General features: G+C 73.2%; 11 protein-coding genes. 2 read left to right on the top strand and 9 right to left on the bottom strand.

The genetic code is table 11. The features are described from left to right. The first annotated feature begins 114 nt into the window (after nucleotides 1-114). On the top strand, nucleotides 115-1,677 hold the full coding sequence (locus tag AB0I06_RS31285) for a glycosyltransferase family 39 protein (RefSeq protein ID WP_363122243.1): 1,563 nt from the start codon (nucleotides 115-117) through the stop codon (nucleotides 1,675-1,677). 349 nt (nucleotides 1,678-2,026) lie between these two features. Here the strand turns inward: AB0I06_RS31285 and AB0I06_RS31280 are convergent, their stop codons facing one another. Further along, entirely contained in the window at nucleotides 2,027-2,515 is a 489-nt protein-coding gene (locus tag AB0I06_RS31280; protein ID WP_363122214.1) for a MarR family transcriptional regulator, read from the bottom strand. 123 nt (nucleotides 2,516-2,638) lie between these two features. Here AB0I06_RS31280 and AB0I06_RS31275 point away from each other — a divergent pair, with 123 nt between their 5' ends. Further along, nucleotides 2,639-3,052 (top strand): organic hydroperoxide resistance protein, encoded by a 414-nt coding sequence (locus AB0I06_RS31275; RefSeq protein WP_010039835.1) that lies wholly within the window; start codon nucleotides 2,639-2,641, stop codon nucleotides 3,050-3,052. Between the two features lie 18 nt (nucleotides 3,053-3,070). Here the strand turns inward: AB0I06_RS31275 and AB0I06_RS31270 are convergent, their stop codons facing one another. From AB0I06_RS31270 to AB0I06_RS31235, 8 genes are all read right to left on the bottom strand, one after another. Then, the gene (locus AB0I06_RS31270; RefSeq protein ID WP_363122242.1) at nucleotides 3,071-4,411 is read right to left on the bottom strand and encodes a hypothetical protein; all 1,341 of its coding nucleotides are present in this window, start codon (nucleotides 4,409-4,411) and stop codon (nucleotides 3,071-3,073) included. 297 nt (nucleotides 4,412-4,708) lie between these two features. Next, entirely contained in the window at nucleotides 4,709-6,547 is a 1,839-nt protein-coding gene (locus AB0I06_RS31265) for a hypothetical protein (RefSeq protein ID WP_363122213.1), read from the bottom strand. After that, the gene (locus AB0I06_RS31260) at nucleotides 6,544-8,784 is read right to left on the bottom strand and encodes a bifunctional glycosyltransferase family 2 protein/CDP-glycerol:glycerophosphate glycerophosphotransferase (protein WP_363122212.1); all 2,241 of its coding nucleotides are present in this window, start codon (nucleotides 8,782-8,784) and stop codon (nucleotides 6,544-6,546) included. The genes AB0I06_RS31265 and AB0I06_RS31260 overlap by 4 nt, the downstream gene beginning before the upstream one ends. 8 nt (nucleotides 8,785-8,792) lie before the next feature. Further along, nucleotides 8,793-10,991, bottom strand: a complete 2,199-nt coding sequence (locus AB0I06_RS31255) for a CDP-glycerol glycerophosphotransferase family protein (RefSeq protein ID WP_363122211.1) — start codon at nucleotides 10,989-10,991, stop codon at nucleotides 8,793-8,795. Between the two features lie 172 nt (nucleotides 10,992-11,163). Next, on the bottom strand, nucleotides 11,164-13,425 hold the full coding sequence (locus tag AB0I06_RS31250) for a bifunctional glycosyltransferase family 2 protein/CDP-glycerol:glycerophosphate glycerophosphotransferase (protein WP_363122210.1): 2,262 nt from the start codon (nucleotides 13,423-13,425) through the stop codon (nucleotides 11,164-11,166). Between the two features lie 142 nt (nucleotides 13,426-13,567). Continuing rightward, on the bottom strand, nucleotides 13,568-14,428 hold the full coding sequence (locus tag AB0I06_RS31245) for a carbohydrate ABC transporter permease (protein ID WP_363122209.1): 861 nt from the start codon (nucleotides 14,426-14,428) through the stop codon (nucleotides 13,568-13,570). Beyond that, nucleotides 14,425-15,771: a sugar ABC transporter permease gene (locus AB0I06_RS31240; protein WP_363122208.1), complete on the bottom strand. Its 1,347-nt coding sequence runs from the start codon at nucleotides 15,769-15,771 to the stop codon at nucleotides 14,425-14,427. The genes AB0I06_RS31245 and AB0I06_RS31240 overlap by 4 nt, the downstream gene beginning before the upstream one ends. 4 nt (nucleotides 15,772-15,775) lie before the next feature. Further along, the gene (locus tag AB0I06_RS31235; protein ID WP_363122207.1) at nucleotides 15,776-17,188 is read right to left on the bottom strand and encodes an ABC transporter substrate-binding protein; all 1,413 of its coding nucleotides are present in this window, start codon (nucleotides 17,186-17,188) and stop codon (nucleotides 15,776-15,778) included. Nucleotides 17,189-17,248: the final 60 nt, after the last annotated feature.

The following is a 17,248-nucleotide window of genomic DNA, read 5'->3' as shown; positions in this document are numbered from 1 at the left end:
ACACCACCAAACCCGATCAAAGAGCTTCAATCATCGCAGAATCGGGCCGTGGAGAGCGGACAGTCGAGGGGGAGCGGCCGGTTCGGGGCGGGCACGGCGGCGGTGGCGGTGTCCATGGCGGTGATGCTCTCGACCGGGTTGTGGGGTCTGGACCGCGGCGGCATGTGGGGCGACGAGAGCGTCACCTTCCAGGTCGCGCAGCGCACGGTCCCGCAGATCTGGCGGCTGCTGCACGAGGTGGACGCGGTGCACGGCCTCTACTACCTGTTCATGCACGCCGTCCTCGCCGTCCACCCGAGCGAGGTCGTGCTGCGCCTGCCGTCGGTGTGCGCGGCGGCGGCGACCGCCGGCCTGGTCGCGGCCCTGGGCGTCCGGCTGGCCGGCCCGCGGGTGGGCCTGTGGGCCGGTGTCCTCTACGCGATCACGCCGATGGCCGGCCACTACGCCCAGGAGGGACGGTCCTACGCACTCGTCGCGGCGGGCGTGGCGGGGGCGACCCTGCTGCTGGTGCGGGCCGTGGACGCGGGGGGCGTCCGGGCCTGGTGGCCGTACGGGACGGTCGTCGCCCTGACCTGCGCGCTGCACGAACTGGCGGTGCCGGTGCTGGGCGCGCACGCGGTGACGCTGGCCCTGCTGCGGGTGCCGAGGAGGGTCTGGTCCGGCTGGGGGCGGGCGACGGGGGTGGTCGCGTTGCTCCTGCTGCCGCTGGTGTGGGTGTCCCAGGGGCAGTCCGGGCAAGTGGCGTGGCTGGTGTCGCCGGGCTGGGACCGGGTCGAGAGGCTGGCCAGGAACTTCGCCCCGGGCCCGGCGGCGCCGGTGTTCTGGGGGGCGCTGGTGCTGACGGCCGTGGGGCTGCGGGAGCGGCGGACGGCGGCGGTCGCGCTGCCGCTGCTGCTGGTGCCGCCGGCGGTTCTGATGACCGTCTCGCAGGCCCGGCCGCTCTATCACGACCGGTACGTGCTCTATGCGCTCGCGGGCGCGTCCCTGCTGGCGGCGGCCGGGGCCGGGCGGGTGGGCCGGGCCCTGGGGCGTGTGCGGTTCGACGGGCGGCGGATGCGGGTCGGCGGCCGGCGGGTGCGCGCCGTGCTGGGCGTCGCGGGGGTCCTCGTTCTCACCACCACCTTCCTGACGCAGCTCCCGGTGCATCGCCAGGACCGGTCCGCCTCCCACCGCCCGGACAACCTCGCCTGGGTCTCCGCGCTCGCCGTCCGGCAGATGCGGCCTGGCGACCCGGTGCTGTTCGTGCCGTCGGTCGGCAGGCTCGCCGCGCTGGCCTACCCGAAGGGGTTCCGGCGGACCCGGGACATCGCGCTGCGGGAGTCCGCGCCTCACTCCGGGACGCTGTGGGGCCGGGAGGCCACGGCCGGGGAACTGCGCCGGCGGCTCGCCGCGGTGGACCGCGTCTGGGTCGTCGCCGAGCGATCCGCGCTGGACCCGCGCCGCAGCCCGTCCGACCCGGTCGAGCGCACCAAGCTCGCGGTCCTGGTCGGGGAGTTCACCGTCCGAGAGGAGCACGTCCGCGAGGAAGGCATCCGCGACGATGTCCTCCTGCGCCTCTACGTCCGGCGCCGGACCGGAGACATCCCGACCGGCGAGGAACCACCCCGCGAACCGGCCGACGGCCGCACCCCCGAAATCTCAGCCGGCGCCCCCGCCTCCGGCACGCCACCGCCCTGATACGGCATGCCGGCGCCTTGGCCCTGGTCCCGGTCCTGAGGCGCCCCGGGCGACGGGCCGTGCCGGCCGGTGGTCCGACGGTCGGCCGCCTGCCGCGTCCGCCGCCGTTCTTGCCGGTCCGGCTTTCTCCCGGGTGCTCGGGGCGCACGTGGCGTGGTGCTCGCGCTCCGGTTCCGGCGTGCTGGCGCGGCGCCTCGCCCTGGTTCCCGGCCCGGAGGCGCCCCGGCGGGCGATGGGCCGTGCCGGCCGGCGTCCGCCCGCCGCGTCCCCGTCCCCCGGCTTCAAGGTGCCCGCTCGGCAAGCACCCGCCTCCCTTACGGCCGCAGCCGCCCCCCGGCACCCGGTGCTGTCACGGCCGCTCGTCGGCCGGCGCGCCCTCCTGCGGCTCCGCGAGCGCGGCCGCGTCCAGGGCGGTGGTGAGTTCGTCGAGGCGGCTGCGCAGGGCTCGGATCTCCTCGGGGGCGAAGCCGGTCGAGACGGCGATCCGGCGCGGGACCTGAAGGGCCCGCCCGCGCAGGGCGGTGCCCTCCTCGGTCAGCCGCACCTCCACCGACCGCTCGTCGCGCGCACTGCGCTCCCGGCGCACAAGACCGGCCGCCTCCAGCCGCTTGAGCAGCGGCGACAGCGTGCCGGAGTCGAGCCGCAGGTGCTCGCCGAGCTTCTTGACGGGCAGCTCGTCGTGCTCCCACAGCACCAGCATCACCAGGTACTGCGGGTAGGTGAGCCCGAGGTCCTTGAGGATCTGGCGGTAGACGCCGTTGAAGGCGCGGGAGGCCGCGTGCAGGGAGAAGCAGATCTGCTGGTCCAGGCGGAGCCAGTCGTCGTCGGGCGTGTTCATGCGTCCAGGGTAGCTCGCGCTCGCCATTCAATTGCGCACAACTTAATTGTGTGCTCTAATTTCTGGGTGTCGGGCGGCCCGGAAGCGGGCCGCCGATCGTTGACGTGAGAGGGAAGGTTTTCCATGGACGCGCTCTACACCGCTGTCGCCACCGCCACCCACGGCCGTGAGGGCCGGGCCGTCAGCTCCGACGGCGTGCTGGACCTCGCCCTGGGCATGCCCCAGGCGCTGGGCGGCAACGGCCAGGGCACCAACCCCGAGCAGCTCTTCGCCGCCGGTTACGCCGCCTGCTTCGGCAGCGCCCTCGGGCTCGTCGGCCGCCAGGCCAAGGTCGACGTCAGCGACGCCGCCGTGACCGCCGAGGTCTCCATAGGCAAGCAGGGCGAGGGCTTCGGCCTCGCCGTCACCCTCCGCGTGGAGCTCCCCGACAGCGTGGACGAGGCGACCGGCCGCAAGCTCGTCGAGCAGGCCCACCAGGTCTGCCCGTACTCCAACGCCACCCGCGGCAACATCGAGGTCGACCTCGTCATCGAGTAAGCCCGGGGACACCGGACCTCACCCGACCCGCGCCAGCACCTCCCCCGTCCGTCTGCTCCACGCCACCACCACGGCCTCCTCGGGCACCGGGTGCCAGCGCGTCAGCAGCAGCCAGCGCACGTGATAGCGGCGGACGACGGCGGAGCGCTCGGCGCGGGTCGAACCGGCGGCCAGATAGGCGCGCACGTCGGCCGCCCGGCGCTTCCGCTCCCGCTCGTCCAGGGCGGGGTCGGGCCAGATGGGCGCCGCGAGGTTCGGCCCGTACCCGGCGATCGCGTGACCGGCGAGGTACCCGTCGGTGATCACCACCTCACCGGGCCCGATGTACCGCGCCGCCCAGTCGTACGACGGCCAGCGCGTCGGCTGCGGGAAGCCCACCGGATCGACCGAGCGCGGCACCACCGCACCGGCGTGCACGGTGAGGAACCCGACGCACACCCCGGCCGCCGCCGCCCCGCCCAGCACCCGCCGGGCCCGCCGCCAGGGCCGGGGCGCCGCAAGCTCCACCGCCAGGGCGAACTGCAACGGCACCAGCAGGGCCCACAGCGCCCGGGCGTACGTGTAGTGCCCGCTGACCCAGCCGTACGCCACGAGCAGGCACTCCAGCACGAACATCCACACCAGCGGATCACGCGCCGACCGGCGGGCCCGCACCCACAGCGCGGGCAGCCCGAGCAGCGCCAGCCAGGAATTGGCGGGCATCCTCTCGTACAGCTGCCGGTGCATCGCGTCCATGCCGGTGTCGCCCACCAACGTCCACACGTCGTAGTACGGCCAGGTCAGGGCGACCGTCGCGCAGGCCGCCGCGGTCAGCGCCCAGCGGGCCACGACCGGCCGGCGCCAGCCGCGCTGCCGGGACGCCACGAGCGCCACCGCCCCGGTCAGCGCCGAAGCCGCCGTGACGGGGTGGGTGAGCAGGATCAGCCCGTACAGCACGCCGATCCCGGCGTACCCCCACCAGCCGCCCAGCCCGCTCGGGCCGACGAACCGCACGGCGGGGGCGTCGTCCCGCGCGCGCGTGACCGTCCAGGCCCATGCCCAGAACGTCAGCCCGATGGCGAGGGCGGACGGGTAGCCCAGGTTCGTCGTCATCGACATCAGCCCGAGGTAGCCGCTCCACAGGATCCGCGCCGTGCCCCACAGCAGCGTCATGAACAGCAGTGCCCACACCGGCGCCCAGGGACGCGGGGTGAGGGTCCTGACGAAACGGCCGAGCCCCGTCACCAGCACCAGCAGGTGCACCGGCCCGGCGAGCTTCACGACCTCCCAGCCCGACAGCCCCGTCAGGCGCGCCAGCACGCCCTGGGCGACGGCGTACGGGCCGTAGTACGGGCTGCCCTCGCCCGGCAGATCGGCCATGGTGTGCGCCGGGTGCAGCAGATCGGCCTTGAGGCGCTCGACGACCGCCGCGTGCTGTCCGGCGTCGCAGCACAGCGGCACCCGCCAGAACGCCAGCGTCATCACCAGCCAGAACAGGGCGCCGTAGAACCGGTACGGGGTGAGCCTCCCGGCACGGCCGCCGCGCAGTGCGCTCGCGCCGCGCACGGCCCGCCGGACCAGGGCCGGGGCGCTCGGGGCGCTCACAGGAGGGGGGAAGGGGTCTGGGGCATGCGCCGAATGTTCCCGCCGCCGCGCACGCCCTGACCCCGGGTCACTTCATCGGGTGAGGCCGCTACGCCCACCTGCCGCCCCGTCGCACAGCGCCTGCCGCGCCGCCGCCGGCCAGCGCGCGAAACGGAACCGTGTCCGTTCGGCCGCCCCGGTGAGGTTCCGCCAGAACCGCTCGGCGGTGAGCGGGGCGCGCACCGACTCCCGCAGCTCGGCGAGTTCGCCGCAGCCCAGCGCGGCCCGGGCCGCCTCCACCGCCTCCCGCGACGTCCCGGCCCGCAGCAGATCGCGGTGAGGCGGATGCCTCACCGCCCACTGGGCGAAGACCCAGTGGTTGCGCAGGAACTTCTCGTGCCCGGGCCAGCTCCACCGCTCCAGCGCCAGATGCGCGCCGACCGGACTGGCCAGTCCCCAGGCGTCGTTGACGTAGGCGTCCAGCGGCGCCGCCGCACCCGTCACGCCGAGGTGACGGCCCACGATCACCACCTGGTACGGGGAGTCCGCGCGCGCCGGCGTGGCGTGCAGCCGCCGTCCGGCGTCGAAGTAGAGCAGCGTCGGCGAGGCGGCGCGCTCGGCCCGCGCCAGCATGGCGCGTCCCTCCGGCAGGGCGGGCCAGTTGGCCACCCAGGTCGCGGTGCGCACCGGGTTGTGGTCGCCGAGGCCCTCCACGTCGGAGCTGCGGACGTTGAACGAGCCGGGCGTGCTGCGCACGTCGAACGGCGTGCGCAGCGGACTGACCGCCGCGCACAGCCACACCACCAGCAGCACGCTCGCGGCGCCGGTGAACCGGGTCGCGGGCACGACCAGCACCGGCAGGAGCAGCAGGAGCAGGGCGGGCAGGATCATGCGGGCGTGCATGTAGTCGCCGCCGACCCGGACGACGTACCCGGCCAGCAGCGCTCCCGCCACCGACGGAGCCAGCAGCACCGCGAGCGAGGCCCGGCGCGGTGCCCGGTCCTGCCGTTGCCGCCGGGTCCGGCGCACCAGCAGCGCGGCCAGCGCCCCGAGCACGGGGACGACGGGCCACAGCCAGTACGGCCCGAGCGTCTCCTGCACGTACCCGGCGCCCCGGCTCCAGTCGCTGGCGCTCGCCTCCTTGGCGATGGCGGGCAGTGGCACCAGGATCCCGTAGTAGCCGGCCCGGAACACCTCGTACGCCAGCGGCACCGCCCCCGCCGAGGCCAGCGTCGCCGCCGTGCCGCGCCGGGAGGGACGCAGCACCCACCACTGGGCCGCCAGGAAGCACGCCGTGACCACCGCCAGGTCGGGCCGGACCAGTGGACCCAGCCCGAACACGAAGGCCGCCGCGCACGTCTTTCGGGCCTCCTGGCCGCGCCGGGTCCGGGTCAGCAGCCACCACGACAGGCCGGTCCAGAAGGCACCGAGGCCGCTCTCCAGACCCGAGGTCATGTACGACCAGAACGGCGGCACGGCCAGCAGCACGAACACACCCGCCGGGAGCAGCGGCCCCGCGCCCCGGTGCAGCCGGCAGGTGGCGAGCAGGGCGAACGCGAACCCGGCCGTGCTCAGCGCCAGGCCGAGCCCGACCGCGAGGAACGCCGGGTCCTCGCCGGTGACCCATGTGGCCAGCGCGAGCAGCCACTGCCACAGGGTGCCGGTCGAACTCTCCGCCCGCTCCCCGACGTTGAACACGGGCCCGTTGCCCGCCAGGATCTGCCGGACCGGGCGCAGGTAGATCAGCCCGTCGTCGCAGATCCAGCGGCGCCGGTAGCCCAGCACGAACAGGGCCGCAGTGGGCACGGCGACCAGGGCGGCGTGCCACCCGGGCACCCACGGCAGCCGCTCGGCGGCGGCGGGCGGCCGGGCCGAGGAGGCCCGCTGGCCCGGCAGGGAGGGGACGGCCTCGGGGGTCGCGGGAGTTCTCATCTCTCGATCAGCGCCTCGGGTCGGGTGCGGACACCCTCGGTCCGGCGGGCCGCGGGCAGCAGCGTGCCGCCCCGCTCACCCAGCATCAGCAGCCGGACGACCCGCTCGGCGGCCCGCCCGTCCTCGAACTCGCAGTAGCGCTCCCGGAAGCCCGAGCGCAGCCGCGCCGACTCCGCGTCCTGCCAGGTGCCGGACGCGAACAGCCAGGCCAGCTCCCGGTACGAGCGCGACACATGGCCCGGCGCGTCGGCCGTGATGTCGAAGTAGGCGCCCCGGCTGGCCGCGAAGGCGCCCCAGTCGTCGGCGTGGACCACGATCGGCCGGTCCAGCAGGGCGTAGTCGAACATCAGGGCGGAGTAGTCGGTGACCAGCACGTCGGAGGCGAGCATCACGTCCTCCACGTGCGGCTCGTCGGTCGCGTCCACCAGCACGCCCCGCCGGTGCAGGTCGGACAGGCCGAGGCCCCGCGCCACGCCCGCCGCCAGCGAGGGGTGCAGCCGGACGACCAGCGTGTGCCCGGGGCCCAGGTCCTCGGCGAAGCGGGCGAGGTCGAACCGCTCGACATGGCCGCCCCGCCGGTAGTCGCGGCGGGTCGGCGCGTACAGCACGACCGTGTCACCGGCCGGGACGCCGAGCCGTTCGCGCACCTGTCGGCCCCGCTCGGGATCCGCCCCGACCAGCGCGTCGTTGCGCGGGCTGCCGGTCCGCAGCGAGGTGAAGTGGCACGGGTAGGCCCGCTCCCAGACGCGCTCCGCGTGCCGCCCCGCGACCAGGCTGTAGTCCCAGCGGTCGGCCCGGCGCAGCATCTGCGGCACGTCGAAGCCGTGCCGGGCGCCCGGCTTGGTCAGCAGGTCCGCGCCCATGAACTTCAGCGGGGTGCCCTGGTGGGTGTGGATGTGCACGCTGCCGGGCCGCTTGGCCAGGGTGCCGGGCCAGTTGACGTCGTTCACCCAGTACGTGGCGCGCGCCATGACCTCGTGGTAGCGCCGCGAGCCCGGCGTCACATGGTCGATGCCGGGCGGCAGCGCGTCCACCGCGTCCTCCCGGACCACCCACACGCCCCGGATGTGCGGGGCGATCTCCAGGGCCTTGGCGTGGATCGCGGCCGGATCGCCCGAGACACCCCGGTGGTGGGACGCCGCGTAGACGGCGAGGTGCGGGTCCAGGGGGCGCTTCGACTGGGCCGTGTACCAGCCGCGCGCCGCCGTCTCCGACGCCTTCCTCACCGCCCGCCGCTGCCCGCCCAGGGCGGCCGCGCGCAGCTCCCGCAGCCCGCGCGCCGCCGCGTACGACGCGTACGGCGCCGAGGCCAGCAGCCGCATCTCGACCCCGCGCCAGCCGTCCGGCCGGGGAAAGCCGCCCTCGGGGAGGTGACGGCGGTGGAAGGAGCGGATCTCGCGGTAGAAGTCGCCCCGGTCCGCGGGCCGCACCCGGTCCTCGCGGGCCAGTACGAACAGCATGTGGTCCAGCGCCCGCTCCAGCAGCAGCGGCCGCGCCCAGTCCAGGTCGGGGCGCTGCTCCAGGAAGGTGAACAACCCCTCGTACTGCGCGAAGATGTCGAAGTGCCGGCGCCCGGGCGTCTTGGTGATCGCGCCCTGCCGGCGCTGCCGGTACTCCACGCCGATCCGGTCCAGACAGGCGATGCGTTCGGCCAGCACCATCGACCGGTAGGTCACCGGGGCGTCCTCGTACAGCCCCGCCGCGTACCGCAGACCGTGCTCCTGGAAGAAGGCCCGCCGGTAGGCCTTGTTCCAGGCCACCAGGAACAGCCTCAGGTACCGCGGGCTCTGACGGATGCCGAACGTCTCCAGACCGGCCGAGGCCAGCAGGTCCGCCGCCTCGCTGCGCCCGCCGCGACCCCAGTAGTGGGTGCGCACATGGTCGAAGACCAGGATGTCCGGGTCGTCGGTCACCGCGAGGCGCGCCGCGACGGCGGCCAGCAGACCCGGCGTGTAGTGGTCGTCGCTGTCCAGGAAGAGGACGTAGTCGCCGGCCGCCTCGGCGAGACCGGCGTTGCGGGCCCGGCCCAGGCCCACGTTCTCCGGCAGGTGCAGCACCCGCACCCGGGCGTCACGGGCGGCGTACTCGTCGAGGATGGCGCCGCTGCCGTCCGGCGAGCGGTCGTCCACGGCGATCACCTCGAAGTCGCCGTAGGACTGGCCGAGCACCGAGTCGAGACACTCGCGCAGGAAGCCCTGCACCTTGTAGACGGGGACGATGATGCTGAAGCGGGGCACTTCTTCGGTCAGCTCCTCACGAGGGTGGCGGCGGGGGCCGGGGCGCGCTCCGCGAGCGGGATCACGGGCGGGATCAACGCGGGCGGCTCCCCCAGCAGCACCCGGCGCACGACACGCTCCGCGGCGCGCCCGTCGTCGAACTGGCAGAAGCGCTCCCGGAACGCGGCCCGCAGGGACGCCGCCGACTCGTCCGCCCAGGAGCCGTCGCGGAACACGGCCGCCAGCTCCCCGGGAGTGCGGGCGACCCGGCCGGGCGGCAGTTCCATCAGGTCGAAGTAGACGCCCCGGGTCTCCCGGTAGACGTCCCAGTCGTCGGCGTACACGACGATCGGCCGGTCCAGGTTGGCGTAGTCGAACATGATCGACGAGTAGTCGGTGATCAGCGCGTCCGCGGCCAGGCACACGTCCTCCGACGAGCGGTGCCCGGTGACGTCGATGATCCGGCCACCGCCCCTGCTCGCCCCCCGGTCGTAGAAGTAGTGGGCGCGCAGCAGCACCACGTAGTCGTCGCCGATCGCCTCGCAGAACGCCGCCAGGTCCAGCCCCGTCTCGAAGCCGGTGGCGTAGTCGCGGTGCGTGGGCGCGTAGAGCAGGGCCTTCTTGCCGTGCGGGACGCCCAGTTCCTCGCGGACGCGGACGACGTCCTCGGCGGACGCCGTGCAGTAGACGTCGTTGCGCGGATAGCCGTACTCGAGGGTCTCGTGGGCGCTCGGGAACGCGCGCTCCCACATCTCGGTGGAGTGCCGGTTGGAGGTGAGGTTGTAGTCCCAGCGGTCCACCCGCGCCAGCAGCCTGGCGAAGCTGCCGGTAGCCGCGGCCACCACCGGGTACGTCGCCTGGTCGGCGCCCATCGTCTTGAGCGGTGTGCCGTGCTGGGTCTGCAGGTGCACGCTGCCGGGGCGCTTGACCACGGCGTCCGCGAAGTTGGCGTTGTTGACGAGGTACTTGGCGCGGGCCAGCACCTCCCAGTACTTCCGGCTGCCGATCACCGCGTACTCCACGTCCGGCGGCACACTGCCCACCGCGTCCGGCTCCACCAGGAACACCGCGCGCAGGTGCGGCGCCAGCTCGCGGGCCTTGGCGTGGATGGCGGCGGGGTTGCAGGCGTAGCCGCGGCCCCAGTACGCGCAGTACACGACGAGGTTCTCGTCGAGCGGGCGACGCAGAGCCGCCGCGTAGCGCAGCCGGGTGCGCAACCCCCGGGGGCGGGGGAGCAGGGCGGCGGCCCGCGACGCCGTCCGGTTGCCGGCCCGCAGGGCGCGGAAGGCCGCGTACGACCCGGAGGCCAGCAGCCGGTGCTGGACGCCGACGCTGCCGCCCGGCGCCCGGTGGCCGGCGGGGCGGTACTGCCGGTACAGCGCGCTCGCCCGCCGGAAGAACGCCCGGCGCCCGGAGGTCAGCCGCCGCGGATGGGCGGCCGTCTTCAGCACGGCGGCGAAGAGCTGCTCGAACAGCGGCACCAGCCGGTCCCCCGGCAACCCCTGCTCCACGGCCCGTGTCAGCACCAGCTCGGTCTGGTCGAGCAGCTCGGTGTGGTGCTCACCGGGGAGGTTCAGGCGGTTGCCCTGCCGGCGCAGCAGGTGCCGGACGACGACCGTGCGCAGGACCGCCACCCGCTCCGCCCGCAGGGTGACCAGGCCGCCGAACCCGACGTCGGTGAAGTGCTCCCCCGGGAAGGTGATGTCCTGCTCGGTGAGGAAGGCCCGGCGGTGCAGCGCGCTCCACGCCGGCAGTGCCACGCCCGTCAGCTTCGGGAACCGGCCGGGGGAGAAGGCACCGTCCGGCGCCTTGGCCAGCAGGGGCGCTGCCGGGTTGGTCGGCTCGCCCTCCCACCAGGGGGCGCGCTCGTGCTCGAAGTACAGGACGTCGACCTCGCCCACCGCGCTCAGCCGGGCGTCCAGCGCCGCCAGCGCCCCCGGGGCCAGGACGTCGTCGCCGTCGAGGAACAGCACATGGCCGCCGACCGCCGCCCGCAGCCCGGTGGTGCGCGCCCCGGCCAGACCGGCCGACGGCGGCGAGTGCACCGGCGTCACCCGCGAGTCCCGCTCGGTGTACCCGGCGACGACGTCCGCCGCCGGCGCGTCGGGTGCGTCGCAGACCGGGATCAGCTCGAAGTCGCCGAAGGACTGGGCGAGGACCGAGTCCAGCGCCAGGGACAGCCGGCCCACGACCCCGTGGGACGGAACGACGATGCTGAAGCGGGGCATGCTGCTCTTTCTGTCAGGAGGCGGGGCTGCCGGAGTCGGAAGTCCTCAGGCGGAGCGCGGACGTCCGGGCCGCCCGGACGGACGGCAGGAGGGCGGTCGGCAGGAGGGCGGCCGGCTGGGTCTCGGCCGCGACGGGCTTGAGGGCATGCGGACTCCCCGGGGTGAGAGGTGGTCAGTGGCTGTCGGCGACCGCGTGCGGCCCGGCCGGCAACGGCACCGTGGTGAGCGGCTCACGCGTCAGCGAGGCCGCCGCCGAGGGCACCGGCCGGCGCTCGCCGAGCGGCACGACCGGCGGCAGCTCCGACTCCCCGAGCACGACCCGGCGCACCACCCGTTCGGCGGCCCGGCCGTCGTCGTAGGCGCAGAACCGCTCGCGGAACGCCGCCCGCAACTGGGCCGAACGGGAGCCGCGCCAGTGTCCGGTGGCGAAGATGTCGATCAGCTCGTCCTCCCCGCGAGCGACCGCACCCGGCGGGAAGTCCCGCAGGTCGAAGTAGGTGCCCCGGGCCGCGTCGTACGCCTCCCAGTCGTCGGCGTGGATCACGATCGGCCGGTCCAGGTTGGCGTAGTCGAACATCAGCGACGAGTAGTCCGTGACCAGGGCGTCCGACGCGAGGCAGAGCGACTCCACGCTCGGGTGGCCGGAGACGTCGACGACCCGGCCGCAGGTGGTGGTCAGCGGGGCGTCGTAGGCGTGGTGGGAGCGGGCCAGGACGACGAAGCGCGGGCCGAGGCGCCGCACGATCCGCTGGAGGTCCAGGGCGTGGCGCTGGGAGCGGCGGTAGTCGCGGTGGGTCGGCGCGTACAGGATCGCCACGGCGCCCCGCGGGATGCCGAGTGAATCGCGCAGCCGGGCCACGTCCGCCTCGGTCGCCGTGCGGAACACGTCGTTGCGGGGGTAGCCGTACTCCAGCATGGTGTAGCGGCCGGGGTGGACCCGCTCGTGGGTCAGGGTGGTGTGGCGGTTGGCGGACAGCACGTAGTCCCACCGGTCGACGTCCTTCAGCAGCCGCGCGAAGTCCCGCCCCCGGGCCGCCGCCGGGCGCTCCTGGAGGTCGAGGCCGATGTGGCCCAGCGGGGTGCCGTGCCCGGTCTGGATCAGGACCTGGCCCCGGCGCTTGGCCAGACGGTCGTCGAAGCCGGTGTTGCTGACCAGGTACCGGGAGCGGGCGAGCGCCGTCCAGTAGGCGGCCGATCCGGGGACGAGGCGGCGCGGGCCGGGCGGGATGGTGTGGTGGTGCTCGCGGCGGGCGATCCAGGAGGTGCGGATGTGCGGCGCGAGATCGCGGAACGCGCCCTCCAGCGCACCCGGGTTGCAGCCGTGGCCGCGCCCGTCGTAGGCGGCGAAGACGGCGCGGTCGGCGCGCAGCGGCAGACACCGCTGGAGGCGGTAGTGGGTCCTCAGGGCGGCCGACCGCAGGCCCCGCAGCAGCTTCCCTGCGGTCCTGGCGGCGGCGCGGTGCAGGGCCGACGCCAGCTGGAGTGTGCGGTAGGTGCGGTGCAGGCCGAAGCGGATCAGGACGTGGTGGATCCGGCAGCGCAGGGGGACGGTGACGCCGGGGGTGCGGTAGCGGCGGTAGTGGGCGCGGGCCCGGCGCAGGAAGTCCGCGCGCGAGCCCCGGGGGAGCCGGTCCCGCCGGGAGTACACGATCGCCAGGTGGTGCACCATGCGGCGGAACAGCACCGGCCGCCACTGGGCCAGCGCGGGCCGCTCGTCGAGGTACGCGAAGACCCGGTCGTACTGCTCGAAGACGTCGAAGTGCCGCTCGCTGGTGGTGCGCAGGATGCTGCCCTGGCGCCGTTGCCGGTAGTGCACACAGACCCGGTCGAGGGTCGCGATCGACTCGGCGGTCATCAGCACCGGGTACGTCCACGGCGTGTCCTCGTAGACGCCGGGCGGGAAGGCGAACTGCTCCCGCTCGACGAACTCCCGCCGGTAGGCCTTGTTCCAGGCGACCATCAGCAGGCGCAGCAGCCCCGGCCGGTCCTCCAGGCGGAACGGCGCCGGGCCCCGCTCGGTGAGCTGGCGGGCCGCCTGGTTGCGGATCGCCTCCCCCGTCCAGTAGGTGCGGGCGTAGTCGAAGACCAGCACGTCCGGCTCGCCGGTCTCCTTCAGCCGGTCGGCGATCGAGCGCAGCGCGTCGGGCGTGAGCGTGTCGTCGCCGTCGAGGAACAGCAGGTAGTCACCGCTCGCGTGCGCCGCCCCTGCGTTTCTCGCGCGGCCCAGCCCGACGTTCTCCGGCAGATGGACGGGGCGTACGCGCGTGTCACGGGCGGCGAACTCGTCGATGATCGCGCCGCACGCGTCCGGGGAGCAGTCGTCGACGACGATCAGTTCCAGATCGGGGCAGGACTGGGAGAGCACCGACTCCAGGCACTCGTGCAGGTACGCCTGAACCTGGTACGCGGGGACAATGACACTGAACCTGGGCAAGAGGCCATCCATCGGTCGGCGCGGGCGTTCGGCCCGGGAACGGCCGGTGGGCCGACTTGGTTACGGTGGCTACGGCATCCGGGGGAACGCGGAAGGGGCGGACCGCCCCCGGCCCACCCCCTCAACTTGCTTGCGCTGACCCCTACTTGACCGCGCCCGCCATCACGCCGGACACGAACTGCCGCTGGAACGCGAAGAAGACGGCCAGCGGGACCACCATCGAGATGAACGCGCCGGGTGCCAGCACGTCGATGTTGTTGCCGAACTGCCGTACCTGCGTCTGGAGTGCGACCGTGATCGGCTGGCTCCCGGAGTCCGAGAAGATCAGCGCGACCAGCATGTCGTTCCACACCCACAGGAACTGGAAGATGCCGAGCGCGGCGATCGCCGGACCGCCGAGGGGCATCACGACACGGAAGAACAGGCGCAGTTCACCCGCCCCGTCGAGCCGCGCGGCCTCCAGCAGCTCCCGGGGGATCTCCGCGAAGAAGTTCCGCAGCAGGAACACCGCGAACGGCAGACCGAAACCGACGTGGAAGAGCACCACGCCGAGCACCGAGCCGAAGATGCCGATCTTGCCGAAGAGTTCGGCGATCGGGATCAGCGCGACCTGCACGGGCACGACCAACAGGCCGACCACACCCAGGAACCACCAGTCCCGGCCCGGGAACTCCATCCAGGCGAAGGCGTAACCGGCGAGCGAGCCGATGATCACCACCAGCAGGGTCGCCGGCACGGTGATCCACACCGTGTTCAGCAGAGAGCTGGTGATGTCCTCGTTCTCCAGCAGCTTCTGGTAGCTGTCGAAGGTGATCTGCGAGGGCTCGGTGAACACGTTCCACCAGCCGCTGGCCGAGATGTCCTCCGGGGCGCGGAGGCTGGACAGCAGCAGCCCGATCGTCGGCACCAGCCAGAACAGCCCGACGACGATGAGGAACACCCGCAGCACCCCGCCGCTGACGGCCTCGGCGAGCCGCGATCCCAGCGACTGTCCGGCCTTCATCGCCGCACCTCCCGCCGCAGCCTGCGTACGTTGAACCACATCACCGGGATCACGAGCAGCAGCAGGAACACCGAGATGGCGCTGGCGATGCCCGGCTGGTCCTCTGAGAAGCCCTTGCGGTACAGCTCCAGGGCGAGGACGTTCGCGTCGTCCTGGGAGGATCCCGGAGCGATGATGAAGACCAGGTCGAAGATCTTCAGCACATTGATCATCAGGGTGACGGCGACGACCGCGAGGACCGGCGCCAGCAGCGGCACCGTGACACGTCTGAACACCTGCCACTCGCTCGCGCCGTCGACCCGGGCCGCCTCCAGCAGCTCCCGGGGCACGCTCGCCAGCCCGGCCGCGATCAGCACCATCGCGAACCCCGCCCACATCCAGATGTACGAGCCGATGATGGCCGGGGTGACCAGGGACGGGCCGAGCCAGTCCAGGCCGTTGTAGGGCTCCTTGAAGTTGCTCGCCGGGAGCCTCAGTTGGGCCCCGTCGGCCGAGGCGGGCAGGGTGAAGGTGCCGTCGCCCGCGGCCGTCGCCGACGCGACGACCTTGCCGTCCTTCACGGCCTCGACCCGCATGCCGGCGTAGCCCAGTTCGGAGGTGTCGACACGGTTGAGGGTGCCGACGCCCTTGCCGCGGGTGAAGTCCTGCCAGGTCGTGCCCGTGATCTTGTCCGGCTCGGGTTTCGGCGCCACCGCGGCCTTCGCGCCGTCGGGCATCTGATCGGGCGCCACGCCCACCAGGGGCAGCGAGACGGCCTCGCCCGTGCGGACGGGCGACGTGGTGATGAACGCGCCCCCGCCGGCCGGCTTCAGCGGCGAGTCGCGGCCCGGGTGGGCCTTCGGGAACGCCGAGGCCTGGGCGAACGTGTCGTGCACGCCCACCCACACCGCGTTCGCGACGCCCTTGTCCGGGTCCTGGTCGTACACCAGGCGGAAGATGATGCCCGCCGCCAGCATCGAGATCGCCATCGGCATGAAGACGACCAGCTTGAACGCCGTGCCCCAGCGCACCCGTTCGGTCAGCACCGCGAAGATCAGGCCGAGCACCGTCGCGACGGTCGGCGCGAACACCACCCAGATGATGTTGTTCTTCAGCGCGGTGCGGATGCCCTCGTCGGTGAAGAGGGCCTTGTAGTTGTCTATTCCGGCAAAGCCGTCACCGGACTGGTCGTAGAAACTGCGTACGACCGAGTACCCGATCGGGTACACCACGAGCGCGCCGAGCAGGACGAGCGCGGGCAGCAGGAACAGTGCCGCGACGATCCTGCGGGTGCCGGTCACACTCTTGCGCGACTTGGGAGCGGCAGGGGGCGCGGTGCCCCCTGCCGCCGGAACCGGCGTCATGTCGTCAGTTCCCGTATGCCGCGGCCGCTTCGGCCTCCAGCTTCGCCTGCGTCCCCGCGATGTCCTTCGGGTTCTTCAGGAAGTCCTGGAGGATCTTCCACTCGCCCTTGCCGGGCGTGCCGCCGAAGGCCTGCGGGGCCTGGTCGGACATGTCGAAGCGGAAGTCGTCACCGGCGTCGATCAGCGCCTTGGCGATCTTCTGCTGCACCGCGTTCGGGTACGCGGAGTTCGGCACGTTCTTGTTCGGCGAGAGGTAACCGCCCAGCTTGGCCTGGATCTGCGCCGCGTCCGGCGAGGCGAGCCAGGTGGCCAGGGCCTGCGACCCCTTTGAGTCCTCCAGGATCACGGCCGCGTCGCCGCCCGAGACCACCGGTCCGTTGTCACCGACCGCGGGGAACGGGAACACCTTCGCGTCCGTGCCGATCTTCATGCTGGAGGGGATGTTGACCTGCGCGAAGTCACCCGCGGCCACCATGGCGGCCTTGGGCTGGTCCCCACCGGTGAAGACCTGTGTGACGGACGCCGGGAAGTCGGTCTGCAACGCCCCGTTCGCCCCGCCCGCGATCCAGTCCGGCTTGCCCCAGACCTGCGCCAGCGTGGTCAGCGCGTCCTTCACGGACGGGTCCGTCCACTTGATCTCGTGCTTGGCCAGCTGGTCGTACTTCTCCGGGCCGGCCTGCGAGAGGTACACGTTCTCGAACCAGTCGGTCAGCGTCCAGCCCTCGGCACCGCCGACGGAGAACGGGGTGACACCGGAGTCGAAGACCGTCTGCGCGGTCTTGAGCAGATCCGGCCAGGTCTCGGGCTCACTCGCCCCGGCGTTCTCGAAGACCTGGTTGTTGTACCAGATCAGGGACTTGTTGGCGGCCTTGTAGTAGACGCCGTACTGCTTGCCGCCCACCTTGCCGATGTCCTGCCAGCCCTGCGAGTAGTTCTCGCCGAGCTCCTTGGCCGCGTCGGAGCCCAGCGGCTTCGCCCAGCCCTTGTCGACGGACTGCTTGATGGCGCCCGGCTGCGGCAGCATCACGACGTCCGGCGGCTGCCCGCCGGCCACCTTCGAGCCGATGAAGTTGATGATCGGGTCCTGGGCGGGCACGAACGTCACCTTGGCGCCCGTGCGCTTCTCGAACTCCGCCAGGACCTTCTTGAAGTTGGCCTGTTCCGTACCGCTCCACACGGCGGCGATCTCCAGGCTCGTCCCGTCCAGCTTGGGAAGATTGACGCTGCCGGCGGTCTCCTCGCTGTCGCCCGTGCTTCCACTGGTGTCCTTGTCGCTGCCTCCGCAGGCGGAGAGCGAGAGCGCGAGCGCTCCCGCGGCGACGGCTGCCGCGGCCCTGGCGGCTCTGCGGTGCTGGGGGGTCGCCTTGTCCCGCTCGGGCGACCAGCGTGTCCGGATGGTGCTGCTCGTCATGCGCATGACTGCCCCGTTCTTCGTTCCTCGTCGAACGTCGAGCGCGCTCCCGTGCGATCTGGTCTA

Source organism: Streptomyces sp. NPDC050674 (assembly GCF_040654575.1).
Taxonomy (GTDB): domain Bacteria; phylum Actinomycetota; class Actinomycetes; order Streptomycetales; family Streptomycetaceae; genus Streptomyces.
This window is presented reverse-complemented; position numbering and strand designations above follow the sequence as displayed.

Excerpts from the sequence above, each read along its gene's own strand:
- AB0I06_RS31285 (WP_363122243.1), top strand. The coding sequence starts at position 115 with ATGGCGGTGATGCTCTCGACCGGGTTGTGGGGTCTGGACCGCGGCGGC.
- AB0I06_RS31280 (WP_363122214.1), bottom strand. The coding sequence starts at position 2,515 with ATGAACACGCCCGACGACGACTGGCTCCGCCTGGACCAGCAGATCTGC.
- AB0I06_RS31275 (WP_010039835.1), top strand. The coding sequence starts at position 2,639 with ATGGACGCGCTCTACACCGCTGTCGCCACCGCCACCCACGGCCGTGAG.
- AB0I06_RS31270 (WP_363122242.1), bottom strand. The coding sequence starts at position 4,411 with ATGGCCGATCTGCCGGGCGAGGGCAGCCCGTACTACGGCCCGTACGCC.
- AB0I06_RS31265 (WP_363122213.1), bottom strand. The coding sequence starts at position 6,547 with ATGAGAACTCCCGCGACCCCCGAGGCCGTCCCCTCCCTGCCGGGCCAG.
- AB0I06_RS31255 (WP_363122211.1), bottom strand. The coding sequence starts at position 10,991 with ATGCCCCGCTTCAGCATCGTCGTTCCGTCCCACGGGGTCGTGGGCCGG.
- AB0I06_RS31245 (WP_363122209.1), bottom strand. The coding sequence starts at position 14,428 with ATGAAGGCCGGACAGTCGCTGGGATCGCGGCTCGCCGAGGCCGTCAGC.
- AB0I06_RS31240 (WP_363122208.1), bottom strand. The coding sequence starts at position 15,771 with ATGACGCCGGTTCCGGCGGCAGGGGGCACCGCGCCCCCTGCCGCTCCC.
- AB0I06_RS31235 (WP_363122207.1), bottom strand. The coding sequence starts at position 17,188 with ATGCGCATGACGAGCAGCACCATCCGGACACGCTGGTCGCCCGAGCGG.